Origin of the sequence: uncultured Alistipes sp., assembly GCF_949296715.1 — a bacterium.
Classification (GTDB): domain Bacteria; phylum Bacteroidota; class Bacteroidia; order Bacteroidales; family Rikenellaceae; genus Alistipes.
In genome coordinates, this window is the sequence record NZ_CASFQD010000019.1 from 1 (window position 1) to 17215 (window position 17215).

Below are 17215 nucleotides of genomic sequence, written 5' to 3' on the forward strand. Positions count from 1 at the left end.
AGAGCAGCTTCGCACCGTGCGTGATGACGCCGCCGGACTCCTGGGTCGTACCCGGCAGGAAGCCAGGCACGTCGACGAGCGTCACGAGCGGAATGTTGAACGCGTCGCAGAAGCGCACGAAACGGGCAGCCTTGCGGCTGGCGTTGATGTCGAGCACGCCGGCCATGAACTTCGGCTGGTTGGCGATGATGCCCACCGACTGTCCGTTGAAGCGGGCGAAGCAGGTGATGATGTTCTTGGCATAGTTGGCTGCCGACTCCAGGTACTCGCCGTTGTCGACGATGGCGCGGATCACCTCGGCCATGTCATAGGGCTTGTTGGCGTTGTCGGGGATGATCTCGTTGAGCGTATCCTCCAGACGGTCGATGCGGTCCGTGCAGACGGTCAGCGGAGCGTCCTCCATGTTGTTCTGCGGCATGTACGAGAGGAGCTTCTTGATGAGCTCGATGCCCTCCTCCTCGGTGTCGACGGCGAACTGGGCCACACCCGACTTGGTCGTGTGCATCACGGCGCCGCCCAGCTGCTCCTGCGTCACGTTCTCGCCCGTCACGGTCTTGACGACCTTCGGGCCCGTGAGGAACATGTTGGAGGTCTCCTTCTTCATGATGATGAAGTCCGTCAGCGCGGGCGAATAGACGGCACCGCCGGCGCAGGGGCCGAAGATGGCCGAAATCTGCGGGATGACGCCCGAGGCCATGACGTTGCGCTGGAAGATGTTGGCATAGCCGGCCAGGGCGTTGACGCCCTCCTGGATACGTGCGCCGCCCGAGTCGTTCATGCCGATGCAGGGGGCGCCGTTGCGCATGGCCATGTCCATGACCTTGCAGATCTTGTCGGACATCGACAGCGACAGCGAGCCGGCCGTCACGGTGAAGTCCTGTGCAAAGACGTACACCAGACGTCCCGCGATCGTGCCGTAACCCGTCACGACGCCGTCGCCGAAGGCGTGCTTCTTCTCCATGCCGAAGTCGTAGCAACGGTGGGTGACGAACATGTCGAACTCCTCGAAGGAGCCTTCGTCCAGAAGCATCTGGATACGTTCGCGGGCCGTGTACTTGCCCTTCTCGTGCTGCTTGTCGATCGCCTTCTGGCCGCCGCCCATGCGTGCGGTCTCGCGGTTCTCGATGAGCTGGCTGATCTTGTTCTGAATATCGCTCATAACGTGTGATTAAGTGATTGCTTTAATGAATGGCCGCCTGCCGCAAGGGTTGCTCCGAACCCGCAGAAGCCCGTCCGCACATTCCGCACGGACGGGCCGCACGCGGTCCTGTTCGACTCGATTATTTGTTCTTGTTCTCGCAAAGCTCCGTGAGGATGCCCTGGGTCGATTTCGGGTGCAGGAAGGCGATGGTCAGCCCCTCGGCGCCCTTGCGCGGCGTCTTGTCGATCAGACGGATACCCTTGGCCTCGGCATCGGCGAGCTGCTCCTCGATGTTCTCGCAGGCGAGCGCCATGTGGTGGATGCCCACGCCGCGGTTCTCGATGTACTTGGCGATGGTCGAATCCTCGGAGGTCGGCTCCAGCAGTTCGATCTTCGTCTGGCCCAGCATGAAGAAGGCCGTGCGCACTTTCTGATCGGCCACCTCCTCGATGGCATAGCACTTCAGACCCAGCACGTTCTCCCAGTAGGGGATAGCTTCATCAAGGCTCTTCACTGCGACGCCAAGATGCTCGATATGAGAAACTTTCATAGCAAATAAAGATTAAAGTTTAGTGAATGTTCCGGTTGTTGTTCGCTTGCTGTTATTTTGCGAACACAAAGATAGGCTAATCTTTTCGGAATAGCCAATTTTTGGGGCATTTTTTTGGCAATATTTTCGTCCGCAAAATCTCCGCCGGAGATCGCGCCGCCGAATATGCACAGCGCCGTGCGGAAAAGGGAGAGCGGGCCGCAGGCGCGGCTTTTCGCGCCGCCCCGCGCAAAAAAGCCCCGGAATATGGCAAATACGGCAAATTATTCGTATCTTCGCTCCGAACAAAGGCTCACCATGAAACACACCGTGCTTGCCCTGCTGCTCGTCCTGGCGCTGCTGCCCGGCGGCGCCGCAGCCCAGAACATCGCTCTCGGCGAGCGGGTTCCCGAGATCAAGAACACCGTCTGGCTCGACGGGCACCGCGCCGCGCCGGCCGCGATGACCTACATCGAGTTCTACCACTCGGCGAGCGAAATCTCCGCCGCGATGCTCGAACGGCTGTGCAGGCTCTGCGACGATCCGGAGTGCGACCTGCGCCTGATCATCGTCACGAAGGAGCCCGTCGAGCGGATCGCGCCGCTGCTGCGCCCCTGCCTTGCGCCGCGCATCGCCGTGGCACTCGACACCTCCGGCAGGGGTTTTGCGGCCTTCGGCGTCAGCTACCTCCCCTTCGGGGTACTGGTCGACGCGAAGAAACGGGCCCTGTGGATGGGCAATACGCTCCAGATGAACAAACAGTTGCTTCTTAAAATCACAAAATAGTCAACAGCCATGTCCTTCACCAAAATACACCATTTCGAAAAGGAGGAGTACGCCGACATGCACCACGACACGGCGCTGAACGTCACCGAAGGGGTCGAAGACCAGCCGATCATCAGCCCCTATTTCGTCCGCCACAAGCGGCGCAGCCTCACGACCGCCGAGTACGTCGAGGGAATCCTCGCGGGCAACATCACGACGCTGTCGCAGGCCATCACGCTCATCGAGTCGAGCAACCCGGCCCACTACGCCCAGGCGCAGGAGATCATCGAGCAGTGCCTGCCCCACGCCGGACACTCGGTGCGCATCGGCATCACGGGTGTGCCGGGCGCCGGCAAGTCGACCTTCATCGAGGCCATCGGCAACATGGTCACCTCGCTGCGCCACAAGCTGGCCGTACTGGCCATCGACCCCTCGTCGGAGCGCAGCGGCGGCTCGATCCTCGGCGACAAGACCCGCATGGAGAGCATCAGCCACAACCCCGACGTCTTCATCCGCCCCTCGCCCTCGGCCGGGTCGCTGGGCGGCGTGGCGCGCAAGACGCGCGAGACGATCGTGCTGTGCGAGGCGGCGGGCTTCGACGTGATCTTCATCGAGACGGTGGGGGTCGGGCAGTCCGAGACGGCCGTGCACTCGATGGTCGACCTGTTCATGCTGTTGCAGATTTCGGGTGCCGGCGACGAGCTGCAGGGCATCAAGCGCGGCATCATGGAGATGGCCGACCTGATGGTCATTACGAAGGCCGACGGCGAGAACATCCACAAGGCCGAGCTGGCCAAGACGCAGTTCCAGGGGGCCCTGCGCCTCTTCCCCATGCCCGAATCGGGCTGGCGGCCCAAGGTCTACACCTCGTCGGCCGTCACGGGCAGCGGACTGGAGGAGGTATGGAAGGGCGTCGAGGAGTACCTCGACCACATCCAGGCCAACGGCTATTTCCGCCACAACCGCAACCGGCAGAACAAGTACTGGATGTACGAATCGATCAACGAGGTGCTGCGCAACTCGTTCTACCACGACCCGGCCGTCGAGGCCCGCATCGGGGTGTACGAGGAGCGGGTGCTCGACGACAAGATATCGTCGTTCATCGCCGCCAAAGAGCTGCTGGACCTCTATTTTGCCGACAAGGCCGCACACAACGACAAACCGTAAGAGAAGCGGCATCCCGACACCGGAAGGCGGAAAAGCGAACGTTCGCTTTTCCGCCTTCCTATATATAGGATACCCGCCCGCACCGCCCGGAACCGGCCCGGGATTCGACCCGCCGGACGCCGGACGCAGCCCCGGCGCCGGACATCCGGAGGCTCGCGCCCGACGCGACAACGGCAACCGTCCGCCCCGCCGTCCCGAAATTTACGGGCAGAGGCGTAAAAAAACGGCATTTCGTGCCGAATCGCGGTTTTTTTTTCTATATTTGTTGGTCGGCACACGGGCTTCCGCCGGATTCGGGGGCCACCGTCTCACGCGGCAGTCCGCTTCACGGGACCATTTCCCCCGAAACGGCTTCGGCCGCGCAGCTCCGGCAAAGCATTCAGAACGAAACACTTACCACTATAAACATTAACATCATGCAAAACAAACTCTTCACACTCCTCTGCACGGCTCTTTTGGCCTTTGCATTGACGTCCTGCGAGAAGGACGAGAGCACCGATCCCTCGAAACTGCCCGCTCCGGTTCTGAACGTAACGGAACAGCTCAGCGACGGGTTCACCGTCAGCTGGCAGGCTGTCGAGAACGCAACCGGCTACAACTATGTATTCGGAAGCGAAGCCGAGAAGAGCACCACCGCCACTTCCGTATCCTTCACCGGTCTGGAGCCCGGAACCTATACCGTCAAAGTCAAGGCCGTGTCCGGTTCGGCCGAGTGGAGCGACTCCGACTACGCCACGATTTCCGCCACCCTGGAGGATGAGCCTTCCTCGGACGTCGGGCTGACCTTTACGATCGAGGTAAGCGACATCACCGCTACCACCGCGACCCTCAAGTGCACTCCGTCCGACAACAGCAAGACCTATTACTTCGACTGCATGGAGAAGGAGCAGTTCGACCAGCTGCACACCTCCGACGAGGCATTTGCCACGGCCCTTCTCGAAGGCATGGAGTACATGGGCGCAGCGTATGGCATGACGCTCGAAGAGGTGCTCGGGCTGCTGCTTTCCACGGGTCCCGATTCGTGGACCGCAGAATCTCTTGCGGCTTCGACCGAACATGTGGTCTACGCCCTCGGAATCAATATGGACGGAACGGTCACCTCGGCCGTGGCAACAAAGAACTTCACGACCGAAGAGCGTGCGGGCGGTTCCGACGACGAAGGCTGGTTCGGCAACTGGAGTGCCACTTCGACCGGCTCGCTCAAATGGGACGTAAGCGGACAGTATCTGGAGCCTACCTATGAGGAGACCCGCGCCATGGACCTCAACTTCACCATCAAGGAGGAGAATGGCCAGATTCTTCTCTACGGCTGGAGCCAGGTTGACAGCGAGATTCCCGCCCTCTGCGAGATCAACGACAACGGCGACCTCGAGGTCTATGCGGGTGTTACCGTAGGTTCCGCAAGCGGAGGATACACCCCGACGTGGTCGGGCTACAGCATCGTAAACGGCTCGGACTACTCGCTCATTACGGGCACCTACCCCGCCTACACGTTCAGCATGAACGGCGACCAGGCCACCTGCAAGCGTTACGAGGGTGAACTTTCGGGCGGAGGAACGTTCGAGACCATTTCGCTGGAGGTCTATGCCCTGAGCGATACCCAGTACGCGATTTACGGCTCCTCGTTCCCCGTATACCACGTAGCCGGCGACGTCACGATGACCAAGGCTGCCGGTTCGAGCGCAATGAAGGCTGCGGCGGCAATGAAGGCTGCGCAGAAGTACAGCGCCAAGGTGCTGTGCCCGAGCTCCTACGTACTGAACAACATGCAGGCTGCAAAATAAGGCCGCATTGGCAAAACCGTCCATCGGCCCCTGCGGGCCCGATGGACGGCTGAACCGAAAGCACCCCGGGAAATTTCCCGGGGTGCTTCATTTTTGCCCCAAATATCTACAGGCAGTCGGTTATCCATGTCTGCAAGAGATTTGCACAGAACGACCGGAAGGCCCGCACAAGAAGGGAAGGCCGGGTTCCGGCAGTCTTGCCGCCCTACTTCTTCCCCTCGCCCTTGAGTGTCGGCAGCTTCAGCCCGTAGTGCACGGCGACGATGCGCAGGGCGATGACCGCCGCGGCCGTGGTGATTTGCAGCACGGCGCCCGTGATGCCCACCTGTTCGCAGGCCCAGAAGACCACGCCGCCGAAGACGCATGCCAGGGCATAGATCTCCTTGCGGAAGATGAGCGGCTCCTCGTTGATGAGGATGTCGCGCAGCACGCCGCCCGCGGCGCCGGTCATGGTGCCCATGATGACGGCGACCCAGAGCGGGAAACCCGCCGCAAGGGTCTTCTCGATGCCGACGACCGTGAAGAGGCCCAGCCCGACGGCGTCGAAGATGAAGAAGGTGTTGTTGAGCCGGATGAGGTAGCGGCCCAGCACGATGACGATGCCCAGCGCGATGGCCGTGACGACGAGGTAGACGCTGTCGAGCATCCAGAAGGGGGTCATCGAGAGCATCACGTCGCGCATCGTACCGCCGCCGATGGCCGTCGTGAAGCCCACGACATAGGCCCCGAACCAGTCGAAACGCTTGGCCGAGGCGAGCCGGATACCGCTGATGGCAAAGGCCAGCGTGCCCAGCATCTCAAGAATAAAGTATACGCTCATGATCGCAGTCCGTTTCAGGCGGGAAGCACCCCGCAAAAATCAGGCTGCAAAGATAGAAAACCTTTTTCAGAAAAGCGGTCCCGGCGGCGCTTTTTCCGGCCCCGGGCGGCACGCCCCTCCGAAAAGGGGCCGTCCGCCACCGTTTCTCACCACAGCCGCCCGGCGTGCGGCCCGCCGCACCCGGCTACCGCCGCAGCAGCTCCGCCAGTTCGGGCACCCCCTCGGCCGCGCGCTTGCGGATGACTGTCAGCGGATTGCGGATGCCCGACACGTCGGGATTCCCGGGATCGACCAGGTAGATCGGCACCTCGGGCCGCGCATAGCGCACGAGCGACGCGGCGGGATAGACCGCCAGCGACGTCCCCACGACGACCATTGCATCGGCCCGCGCGGCGATTTCGGCGGCCCGCTCGAACATCGGCACCGACTCGCCGAAGAAAACGATGTGCGGGCGCAGCAGCGCACCGTCGGGCCCCGTGGCGTCGAGCTTCTGCTCCCACCCCTCGATCGGAACGATCACGTCGGGATTGCGCATCGACCGCAACTTGCGCAGCTCGCCGTGCAGGTGCGTGACGTGCGTCGACCCGGCCCGCTCGTGCAGGTCGTCGACATTCTGCGTCACCACCTCGACGTCGAAGTCGCGCTCCAGCCCCGCAATGGCAAGGTGCCCGGCATTGGGCCTGGCGGCGAGCACTTCGCGGCGGCGCATGTTGTAGAACTCGATCACCAGCGCCCGGTTGCGGGCCAGCGCCTCGGGCGTGCAGACCTCCTCGATCCGGTAGTTGGCCCACAGGCCGTCCGCATCGCGGAACGTCGCGATGCCGCTGTCGGCGCTCATTCCCGCGCCGGTAAAGACCACGATCCTTTTCATGACGGAACTTTTTTGCTTACTGCAAATATAGCGAAAATTCCCCCTTCGGACGCCCCTGCACCGGACAAAAAAATGCCGGACGCGGCATCTGCGCATCCGGCATCCGTTCCGGCCTCTCCGACGGGCAGCCGACGGCACGCCCGCACGGCAGGCAGCGGATCAATACTCCACCTTGTCGCTCTTGTCCATCCACTGCTGGAAAGCGCCGAAGGCCTCCTCGGGCAGCAGCTCCTGCGCATGCAGGCGGCGCTGCGAAGGCTCCAGGTCGAGTTCCTCGTAGATGAAGGCGTCGTCGAAGCCGATGAGCGCGGCATCGTGCTTGTCGTTGCCGTAGTAAAGCTTGTCGAGGTGGGCCCAGTAGATGGCGCCGAGGCACATCGGGCAGGGCTCGCACGACGAGTAGATCGTGTAGCCGGTCAGATCGAAGGTTCCGAGCGCCTGGCAGGCCGCACGGATGGCGCTGATCTCGGCATGGGCCGTCGGGTCGAGGTTCGGGGTCACGCGGTTCGCGCCCCGGGCGACGATGCGGCCGTCCTTGGCAATCACGGCACCGAACGGGCCGCCGCCGGCCCTGACGTTCTCCTCCGAGAGGCGGATTGCCTCGCGCATCAGCTCCTCGTCGGTGAGCACTTCACCCGTGAGGGCTGCGCTGTCGGCCGCCTGAACGGCGGCGGCATCGCCTTCGGATGCCGCGGCGGATTTGTCGGCCCGGGTACCGCAGCCTGCCGCAAGGGCAAGGACTGCAAAGAGATAAAACAGACGTTTCATATGCAAAATGGTTGAATTTTGATGTATCCGACGGCAAAGTTACCGAAAAAACACAAAAGTGTATCTTCCGGAGCGAATTTTTCCCGTCGGAGCCCCACCGCAGACCCGCCGTCACTGTGCCGCCGCGCTCTTCCCTTCCCCGTTCTCCGCGACGCACGGCCGCAGCGCGCATGCAGGAAGAGACGGGTGCGGGGAAGGCCGGATGGAGAAAAGGCAGGTACAGGGACGCCCGGAACGGAGAGAGCCAAAAGCACCGGCGGAAAAAATATGCCGCCCGGATATCCGTTTTTGGAAAATAGCCGTAAATTTGCGCATGCGACCTTTGCGAACGACATACGTATGGCTGCTGCTGGCTCTCCTTGTCGGTGCGGCGACCGAAGCCCGGGCCCAGCGCGGCCGCGGCTACTGGCATCAGGAGTGGAGCGTCGAGCACGGCGACTCGATCGCAACGATCCACATCCTGCCGGTCTATGTCTTCAACCGTCCGGCCGACCTGCGGCGCTACCGTCGGCTGGTCGATGCTGTGAAGAAGGTCTACCCCATCGCCAAGATCGCCCGGGCCAAGATGGCCGACATGGAGAAGGAACTTTGCAGCCTGCCGACCAAAAAGGAGCAGAAGGCCTACATCAAGAGGGTCTACAACGAGATCAAGGCCGAATACACGCCGGTGCTCAAGCGCATGACCCGCACGCAGGGCAAGGTGCTGCTCAAGCTCATCGACCGCGAAACGGAATACACGGCCTACGAGGTGCTGCGCGAGTTCCGCGGCGGCTTCATCGCGGGATTCTGGCAGGGCGTCTCCAAAATCTTCGGCCAGAACCTCAAGTCCGAATACGACCGCGAAGGCGAGGACCGCATCATCGAACAGATCGTCCTCTACTACGAGGCGGGGCTGCTCTGACCGGCCGCGACACCCGCGGCATGAAGCATTCCGCGCCGGTCCGGCCGCAAGTCCGCACCGCAAGTCCACACAGCAAGTCCGCACCGCAGGCCCACACAGTAGGCTCGCACCGCAGGCTCACACCGCAGGTCCGCGCCAACGCATCGGAATGCGGCCGCGCCCGCGTCGGGACACCGCCCACATCCCCGCCTGCCGGAATCAGAAATTGAACGCGACGCCGCCGCTCACCCCCATCCAGGAGCGCGAGGGGCGCTGGTCCGCACGGCGGAAATTGTCCGTCAGGTAGCAGTGATAGGTGAAGTCCACGTGGAGGTTGAAGCGCCAGACGGGGATGATGAGCCGCGCCCCGGCATCGAACGTACACGAGAAACGCTGCCGGACCAGCCACGGCTGCCAGTCGGGCTCCGCCTCCGCAGGGCCGCGCCGTGAAAGGGGGCCGCACATCACGCCGGGCGTAAAGCCCGTGTGGAGTTCGAAGGCCGTGGGCAGGATCGAGAGCAGCAGATTCCAGAAAAAACTGCCCTCATCAACGGAGCGGGTACCATAGGGCCCTGCGGGATTGTAATACCCGCCATACGGATCGGGCGCCACCGGGAGCTCTTCGCCCCGGCGCCACGCCGAGGCGATGCGTCCCGAGCGCCACGAGAACTGCAGCGGCACGGAGAGATAATTTTCGACATCGCCGTTCAGAAAGAGGTTCACGCCGGTGCGCAGGCCGATGTTGCGGTAGCCGTAGCGGGCATAGTCGAGGCTCAAGGCCTGCAATTCGGGACCGTCGGTCTGCCCGAGGCCGATCTGCGCCCCGAAGCGCATGCCGATTTCGTTGTCGAAGGTGCGCGGACGCACCGCGTCGGTCCGGTCGCCGGGAGCAGCCTGCGCCGCAGCCGTCCGGACGGCAAGCAGCAGGGCCAGCGTGGCAAGAAGTCGTATCATCCGGTCAAATGAGTAAGGTTCGGGCGGAAAGATAGGCAAAATCCCGTTACGGACCGCATTCGGAGGCAAAAAAGGCGATGGACCCGAAAAAATTTGGCACTCACGGCACTTTGTACTATCTTTACGGCCTAAAATCCCGAAAATCATGTTTGAGAACCTAACCGACAAACTCGAACGGTCGTTCAAGATACTCAAGGGCGAGGGGCGCATCACCGAGATCAACGTCGCCGAGACGCTCAAGGAGATCCGCCGGGCGCTCATCGACGCCGACGTCAACTACAAGGTGGCCAAGACCTTCACCGATACGGTGAAGCAGAAGGCGCTGGGTCAGGACGTGCTGAAGTCCGTGAAACCCGGGCAGATGCTCACCAAGATCGTGCGCGATGAGCTGGCCCAGCTCATGGGCGGCACGGCCACGGACATCCGCCTGGAAGGCACGCCGGCCGTCATCCTCATCGCCGGTCTGCAGGGCTCGGGCAAGACGACCTTCTCGGGCAAGCTCGCGGCCTACATCAAGTCGAAGAAGGGACGTCAGGTGCTGCTCGTCGCGGGCGACGTCTACCGTCCGGCGGCCATCGACCAGCTGAAGGTCCTCGGCGGCCAGATCGGCGTCGAGGTCTACACCGAGGAGGGGAACCGCAACCCCGTGGAGATTGCGCAGAACGCCATCAAGTACGCCCGCCAGCACGCCTACAACGTCGTGATCGTCGATACGGCGGGACGTCTGGCCGTCGACGAAGCGATGATGCAGGAGATCACGGCCATCAAGGCGGCGGTCAAGCCCTCGGAGACGCTCTTCGTCGTCGACGCCATGACGGGTCAGGATGCCGTGAACACGGCGCGCGAGTTCAACGAACGGCTCGACTTCGACGGCGTGGTGCTCACGAAGCTCGACGGCGACACGCGCGGCGGTGCGGCGATCTCGATCCGCTCGGTCGTGGACAAACCACTGAAGTTCATCTCCAGCGGCGAGAAGATGGATACGCTGCAGGTCTTCCACCCGGAACGCATGGCCGACCGCATCCTCGGCATGGGCGACGTCGTGTCGCTCGTGGAGCGTGCGCAGGAGCAGTTCGACGAGGAAGAGGCGCGCAAGCTGAAGAAGAAGCTCGTCAAGGACCAGTTCAACTTCAACGACTTCATCGCGCAGATCCAGCAGATCAAGAAGATGGGCAACCTGAAGGACCTCGCCTCGATGATCCCGGGCATGGGCAAGATGCTCAAGAACGTCGACATCCCGGACGACGCGTTCAAGCAGACCGAGGCGATCATCTCGTCGATGACGCCCGCCGAGCGCGAGCACCCCGAGATCATCAATGCCCGGCGCCGCGAACGCATCGCCAAGGGTTCGGGCACGACGGTGGCCGACGTGAACCGCCTGATGAAGCAGTTTGAGGATACGCGCAAGATGATGAAGGCCGTGGCGGGCGGCGGCATGAAGATGCCCAAGATGCCGGGCGGATTCCGCAAACGCTGACGGCTCCGCATACGGAACGGGAGCGCCTCCGCCGCGGCGGAGGCGCTCTGTTTTTTCCGGCGGGCAGGCATCTCCGCCGGCGGCCCGGACGGCAAAAATCGGCGGCAAATTAATCGCCCCGGCAGTTGCAGGGGTGCCATTTTATCGTTACCTTTGTCCGACAGTTTATTACGGAAAATGCACAAATCGGGCTTTGTCAATATCATCGGGAATCCCAATGTCGGGAAATCGACCCTCATGAACGCGCTCGTCGGCGAGCGGCTCTCGATCATCACCTCCAAGGCGCAGACCACGCGCCACCGCATCATGGGCATCGTCTCCGGCGAGGAGTTCCAGATTGTCTACTCCGACACGCCGGGCATCCTCAAACCCGCCTACAAGTTGCAGGAGTCGATGATGAAGTTCGTCACGGGCGCCGTGACGGACGCCGACGTCATCCTCTACGTCACCGACACCGTCGAGCAGAGCGACCGCTCGGCCGAAATCATCGGACAGATACGCCAGAGCGGCATCCCGACCATCGTCGTCATCAACAAAATCGACCTCTCGGACCCGGCACGGCTCGACGCGCTGGTCGAGAAGTGGCAGGCGGAGCTTCCCGCGGCACGCATCGTGCCCGTCTCGGCCCGCGAACAGTTCAATATCGAAGGGCTCTTCCAGACGATTCTGGAACTGCTGCCCGAAGGCCCCGCCTACTACCCCAAGGATACGCTCACGGACAAGACGCTGCGCTTCTTCGCCTCGGAGATCATCCGCGAGAAGATTCTGCGCTTCTACGACAAGGAGATTCCCTACTGCTGCGAAATCGAAATCGAAAGCTACCGCGAGGAGCCGACGATCGACCGTATCGCCGCAACGGTCTACGTGGCCCGCGAGTCGCAGAAGGGCATCCTGATCGGCCACAAGGGCGAGAAGCTCAAGCGCGTGGGACAGGCCGCCCGCGAGGACATGGAGCAGTTCCTCGGCAAGAAGGTTTTTCTGCAGCTCTTCGTCAAGGTCAGCGACGACTGGCGCAACAACGAACGGCAACTGCGCCGCTTCGGATACGAACAGGAATAATAAACCGTCCCCGAAATGCGTTAAAGGGACATAAGAAACAAGTCTTTCAGGTCAATCATGCGAAAATTCATCCTCGGAACACTCCTCGTCACCGCACTCTGCTGCGTGCAGGCCGTGCATGCCCAGTACAACCGGGAGTACTTCTTTTGGGTGGGTCAGCGCTGCATGATGGACAACAACTACCAGGAGGCCATCCGCACGCTCAACACGCTGCTGCGCTTCGACGAGGATGCCTTCGAGGGCTATTTCCTGCGCGGCATCGCCAAATACAACCTCGACGATTTGATCGGCGCCGAGGCCGACTTCACGACCGCCATCCGCAAGAACCCCGTCTACACGCAGGCCTACACCTACCGCGCCGTGACACGCTCGCGCCTGGGCAACTACGACGACGCCCTGCAGGACTTCCGCGAGGCAATCGAGCTGCGGCCCGACCTGCCCGGCCCCTACTACAGCCGGGGTGTGACGCGCCTGCTGAATCAGCAGTTCGAGGAGGCCATCGAGGACTTCAACAAGTTCATCCGCCAGGAAAACAAGGTCGCCGACGCCTTCATCTGCCGCGGCTTGAGCTACCTCCACCTCAAGGATACCGTGCGCGCCTACGAGGACTTCAACACGGCAATCCGCACCAACCGCGAGAACCCCAACGGCTACAACCGCCGCGGCGGCCTCTACCTGCAGCAGCACCGCTACCCGGAGGCCGAGGCCGACTTCAACAAGGCCATCGAGTGCGACTCGACCTACCTGCTTTCGTACTTCAACCGGGCGCTGGTCTACTCCGACACGAACCGTCCGATGCAGGCGCTCGCGGACTTCGACAAGGTGATCTCGCTCGACTCGACCAGCTCGATCACCTACTTCAACCGCGCGATGCTCCGCACGCAGATCGGCGACTACAACCGCGCGCTGGAGGACTACGACAAGGTGGCGCTCTACTCGCCCAACAACGTGCTGGTCTACTACAACCGCGCGGGGGTCTATGCCCAGCTGGGCGAACTTGAGAAGGCCGTCGAGGACTACACCTCGGCCATCGACCTCTACCCCGACTTCGCCAACGCCTACATCTACCGCGGCCAGCTGCGGGCCTTCCTGCGCGACGAAAAGGGGGCCCGGCAGGACCGCGAAACGGCCCAGAAGAAGATCGCCGAGTACCGCTCGCGATTGAGCGACAGCACCTATTCGATCTTCGCCGACACGACGCAGCGCTTCGACCGCCTGCTGTCGTTCGACAGCAAGTTCGCGGGCGGGAGCTTCGACCGCATCACGGGCCACAACGGCGGACGCGAGGAGATGCGCCTGCTGCCTCTGTTCAAGTTCACGCTCATGCGGCCCGACACGGTGCCCGTCGTGGAGCCCTACGCACCGCCGCGCATCGAGGACTTCAAGAAGCGCATCGGCAACCGCTACCTCACCCTCTCATGCCGCCCGAGCGACCTCGAGGCCGACTCGCTCGTCGTGCTCGACAGGCAGTACGCGCAGGAGCTGCGCACGAACGAGACGTCGTGGACGCTGCTCTTCGAACGGGGCGTCACGCAGCTGCTCATCAAGCAGTACACCAATTCGGTGAACACCTACACGACGGCCATCGACCTGAATCCGAGCAACCCGTTCCTCTACCTGAACCGCTCGACGACACGGGCCGAGATGATCGACTTCATCTCGTCGATCGACAACTCGTACCAGCGGATCACCATCGACTCGAATCCGGCCAACCGGCTGAACAACAATTCGAAGCGCACGTACAGCTACGACGAGGCGATCGCCGACCTGAACAAGGCCGTGAAGCTCTACCCCGACTTCGCGCACGCCTACTACAACCGGGCCAACCTGCGGGCGCTGTCGGGCAGCCTGCCCGAGGCGTTCGAGGACTACTCGAAGGCCATCGAGCTGAACCCCTCGTTCGCCGAGGCGTACTACAACCGCGGCATCATCCAGATTTTCATGAAGGATACGCGCAAGGGGTGCCTCGACATTTCGAAGGCCGGCGAGCTGGGCATCACCGAGGCCTACGAGGTGCTCAAGCGCTACGCACAGATCGAAAACTAACTCTAATCAATACACTATGGTAGCAACTATCCAACGGAAACTCAACGATTCGGCCGTGGCACGGTGGACGGCACTCGTGCTCATCGCCCTGATGATGTTCTTCGGCTACATGTTCGTGGACGTGATGTCGCCGCTCAAGTCGCTCGTCGAATCGGCGCGCGGCTGGGACAGCAGCACGTTCGGCACCTACGCCTCGTCGGAGTACTTCCTCAATGTCTTCGTCTTTTTCCTGATCTTCGCGGGCATCATCCTCGACAAGATGGGCATCCGCTTCACGGGACTGCTCTCGGCCTCGCTCATGGTGCTCGGCGCCTCGATCAAGCTCGTGGGCATCTCCGAGTGGTTCCAGACCACGGCCTTCTGCGGCTGGCTCAACAGCTGGTGGGTCGCTTTCCCGGGCAGCGCCAAGATGGCGTCGCTGGGCTTCATGATCTTCGGCTGCGGCTGCGAGATGGCCGGCACGACTGTTTCGAAGGCCATCGCCAAGTGGTTCGAGGGCAAGGAGATGGCCCTGGCCATGGGTCTCGAGATGGCCATCGCGCGTCTAGGCGTCTTCGCCGTGATGTGGCTCGCGCCGATGATTTCCAAGCAGTTCGACCAGTCGATTGTCGCTCCTGTGGCCTTCTGCACCGTGCTGCTCATCATCGGCCTGCTCTGCTACACGGTCTTCGTCTTCATGGACCGCAAGCTCGACCGTCAGCTCATCGCCGCCGGCGAATTGAAGGAGCAGAAATCCTCCGACGAGGAGTTCCACATCCGCGACCTCGGCGCCATCTTCCGCAGCAAGATGTTCTGGCTCGTGGCGCTGCTCTGCGTGCTCTACTACTCGGCCATCTTCCCCTTCCAGCGCTACGCCCCGAACTTCCTCGAGGTGACGCTCGGCATCGACGCCGAATCGGCCGCACGGCTCTTCAGCTGCTTCCCGATCCTGGCCATGATCCTCACGCCCTTCCTCGGTGCGCTGCTCGACTTCAAGGGCAAGGGTGCCACGATGCTCATGGTCGGCGCCATCATCATGATCTGCTGCCACTTGAGCTTCGCCTTCCTGCTGCCGCTCTTCCCGACGAAGTGGCTGGCCCTGCTGCTGGTCGTGACGCTCGGCGTGTCGTTCTCGCTCGTGCCGGCAGCGCTGTGGCCCTCGGTGCCGAAGATCATCGACGCAAAGATTCTCGGCTCGGCCTACTGCCTGATTTTCTGGATTCAGAACATCGGTCTGTTCGCCGTGCCCCTGCTCATCGGCGTGGTGCTCGACGCCACGGGCGGTTATACCGTGCCGATGATTATTTTCTCGACCTTCGGCGTGCTGGCCTTCATTTTCAGCTTCTATCTGAAGATCGAGGACCGCAGAAAGGGCTACGGCCTCGAGCTGCCGAACGTGAAGCGGTAACGGACAGTCCCCGACATCGGACAGAAAAACGGAGGTGTGTTCTCGGAACACACCTCCGTTTTATGTGCAGGTTACCCCGTATCCGGCACGAACCGTCCCCTATCGCACGCCGGTCATGCCAATGAACCGAGCAGGAAAGCGGTGAGATTATTGAAAAAATGCAATGCCACGGATAGGGCAAAACCGTGCCGGAGCCGGACATAGCAGAACATCAGGGCACTCGGAATCTTGACACACTCCTTCAGGATGACGCGGAGCCATTCGCCCGCATCCATTGCACTGAGATCGTAATTCTGGATATGCAGGATCGAGAAGAAGAGCACCAACGACCAGAACCAGGCCCTGAAGCGAAGCCCCGAAATCCATTTGTATCCCCAAAACCACGCAATCGGCACCATAGCCGCACATGTCAGCAGCCTTGGCCACGTAATGTCGTACACCCGTGTGGAAAAGAGAAGGGCCGAGACAAAGAACATCATCACCACGGCAGAGATCGTAATGTAGACCCTCTTTCGCTTCAGCGGCAGGCGAAACGCCGTCTCCTCCAGCACGGGCGGCAGCAAAAGGACCACCCAGAGCGGAAGCACCGACACCGCACTGCCTATGTTGCTTGTCAGAGGCTCACCGAAAAACAGAAGGTCCGCGAAATGGTAAAGGAAGGTAATCGACAGGTGGATGACCAGGAACCACAGACAACTCTTTACGATGCTGGCAATCCGGAGATCAAGCGCACAGTTTTCTTCGGGTGAAAGCACGCAACCAACCATGTCACGCAGTTTGGCGCTCTTACGGTATGCAAAGCGAAGAGCAGCCAGATAACCGAGAACAACGGCAACAAAACCCAAAACGACACAGAAATAGGGCATGGGGTGATGGATGTTTTACAAAAGGATTTTACTTGATTTAATTCCCGATGGATGCTGTTTATCTTCACATGCGGATCACCGAGCGCTCCTTCCTTTTTATTTTACCGGAAGCCCGACCGCATGGACATCAACAAAGATACACACAATATCCGTAAAAACAACAGGTCAGAACATTTGTAACCCGACCGACAAACAAAAGCCAACCCTCCCGGCGATTTGTTTCGCTCAAAAAAACCTTCCCGCCGCACTCAAGCGGCCGTAAGAGGGCTGTTTCAGAGGGCTCCGCATCTATGTTCTGCACGGCAACAGTCTTTTGCCCTCCACCCACACAGCTGTAAACAATAAGCCCCTCCTCTCAAGCGGCCGTAAGAGGGCCGGTTCAGAGGGCTCCGCATCTATGTTCTGAACGGCAACAATCTTTTGCCTACCACCCACACAGCTATAATATTAAGCCCCTCCTCTCAAGGAGGGGTTTGGGGTGGTTGTCGATATCTTTGGCGGCCTGCCGCCTCTTCAAGGTCAACCGGCACAAACCGCCATTGCCGCAAAGCCATCCACACGACACAACCACAACAAAAAAGGTCAGACCTTTCGATCTGACCTTGAAGAGGCGGCTACCTACTCTCCCACGGGAAAACCGCAGTACCATCGGCGTTAGTGAGCTTAACTTCTCTGTTCGGAATGGGAAGAGGTGGAACCTC

The 17215-nt window shown here is 61.3% G+C and carries 15 protein-coding genes and 1 rRNA gene; 8 read left to right on the plus strand and 8 right to left on the minus strand.

Going from position 1 to position 17215, the window contains the following annotated elements:
* Together Q1Y33_RS02975 and mce are read right to left on the minus strand one after the other, a co-directional pair.
* On the minus strand, positions 1-1159 hold a 1159-nt coding region (locus tag Q1Y33_RS02975; RefSeq protein WP_300798127.1), incomplete at its 3' end, for an acyl-CoA carboxylase subunit beta.
* 121 nt (positions 1160-1280) lie between these two features.
* Complete coding sequence (gene mce / locus Q1Y33_RS02980) at positions 1281-1691, minus strand: methylmalonyl-CoA epimerase (protein ID WP_300739593.1); 411 nt, start codon at positions 1689-1691, stop codon at positions 1281-1283.
* A gap of 297 nt (positions 1692-1988) precedes the next feature.
* Here mce and Q1Y33_RS02985 point away from each other — a divergent pair, with 297 nt between their 5' ends.
* The 3 genes from Q1Y33_RS02985 to Q1Y33_RS02995 all read left to right on the plus strand — a co-directional run bounded on the left by Q1Y33_RS02985 (position 1989) and on the right by Q1Y33_RS02995 (position 5386).
* Entirely contained in the window at positions 1989-2456 is a 468-nt protein-coding gene (locus tag Q1Y33_RS02985) for a hypothetical protein (protein ID WP_300798128.1), read from the plus strand.
* Positions 2457-2465: 9 nt separating this feature from the next.
* Complete coding sequence (gene meaB / locus Q1Y33_RS02990; protein ID WP_300798129.1) at positions 2466-3602, plus strand: methylmalonyl Co-A mutase-associated GTPase MeaB; 1137 nt, start codon at positions 2466-2468, stop codon at positions 3600-3602.
* 416 nt (positions 3603-4018) lie between these two features.
* Positions 4019-5386, plus strand: a complete 1368-nt coding sequence (locus Q1Y33_RS02995) for a fibronectin type III domain-containing protein (protein ID WP_300798131.1) — start codon at positions 4019-4021, stop codon at positions 5384-5386.
* A 205-nt stretch (positions 5387-5591) separates the two neighbouring features.
* Here Q1Y33_RS02995 and Q1Y33_RS03000 read toward each other — a convergent pair whose 3' ends face one another.
* From Q1Y33_RS03000 to Q1Y33_RS03010, 3 genes are all read right to left on the minus strand, one after another.
* Positions 5592-6206 (minus strand): trimeric intracellular cation channel family protein, encoded by a 615-nt coding sequence (locus Q1Y33_RS03000; RefSeq protein ID WP_300798134.1) that lies wholly within the window; start codon positions 6204-6206, stop codon positions 5592-5594.
* Positions 6207-6390: 184 nt separating this feature from the next.
* Positions 6391-7077 carry a Sir2 family NAD-dependent protein deacetylase gene (locus Q1Y33_RS03005; RefSeq protein ID WP_300798136.1) on the minus strand — a complete coding sequence of 229 codons (687 nt, stop codon included), beginning with the start codon at positions 7075-7077 and terminating at the stop codon, positions 6391-6393.
* A gap of 159 nt (positions 7078-7236) precedes the next feature.
* A complete protein-coding gene (locus Q1Y33_RS03010) occupies positions 7237-7686 on the minus strand; it encodes a nucleoside deaminase (protein WP_300798150.1) in 450 nt (149 codons plus the stop codon).
* A gap of 472 nt (positions 7687-8158) precedes the next feature.
* Here Q1Y33_RS03010 and Q1Y33_RS03015 point away from each other — a divergent pair, with 472 nt between their 5' ends.
* A complete protein-coding gene (locus tag Q1Y33_RS03015; RefSeq protein WP_300798138.1) occupies positions 8159-8746 on the plus strand; it encodes a DUF4294 domain-containing protein in 588 nt (195 codons plus the stop codon).
* Between the two features lie 198 nt (positions 8747-8944).
* Here Q1Y33_RS03015 and Q1Y33_RS03020 read toward each other — a convergent pair whose 3' ends face one another.
* Positions 8945-9679, minus strand: coding sequence for a hypothetical protein (locus Q1Y33_RS03020; protein WP_300798141.1), 735 nt, complete (start codon positions 9677-9679; stop codon positions 8945-8947).
* Between the two features lie 145 nt (positions 9680-9824).
* Between Q1Y33_RS03020 and ffh the strand changes: the two genes are divergently transcribed.
* The 4 genes from ffh to Q1Y33_RS03040 all read left to right on the plus strand — a co-directional run bounded on the left by ffh (position 9825) and on the right by Q1Y33_RS03040 (position 15648).
* Positions 9825-11156, plus strand: a complete 1332-nt coding sequence (gene ffh, locus Q1Y33_RS03025; protein WP_300798143.1) for a signal recognition particle protein — start codon at positions 9825-9827, stop codon at positions 11154-11156.
* Between the two features lie 177 nt (positions 11157-11333).
* Complete coding sequence (era, locus tag Q1Y33_RS03030) at positions 11334-12215, plus strand: GTPase Era (RefSeq protein WP_300798145.1); 882 nt, start codon at positions 11334-11336, stop codon at positions 12213-12215.
* A gap of 57 nt (positions 12216-12272) precedes the next feature.
* A complete protein-coding gene (locus Q1Y33_RS03035; protein ID WP_300798147.1) occupies positions 12273-14261 on the plus strand; it encodes a tetratricopeptide repeat protein in 1989 nt (662 codons plus the stop codon).
* Between the two features lie 16 nt (positions 14262-14277).
* A complete protein-coding gene (locus Q1Y33_RS03040; RefSeq protein WP_300798148.1) occupies positions 14278-15648 on the plus strand; it encodes an MFS transporter in 1371 nt (456 codons plus the stop codon).
* 113 nt (positions 15649-15761) lie between these two features.
* Here Q1Y33_RS03040 and Q1Y33_RS03045 read toward each other — a convergent pair whose 3' ends face one another.
* Positions 15762-16514, minus strand: a complete 753-nt coding sequence (locus Q1Y33_RS03045) for a hypothetical protein (protein WP_300798149.1) — start codon at positions 16512-16514, stop codon at positions 15762-15764.
* A gap of 605 nt (positions 16515-17119) precedes the next feature.
* Positions 17120-17215, minus strand: a 5S ribosomal RNA gene (gene rrf, locus Q1Y33_RS03050); the annotation flags it as partial.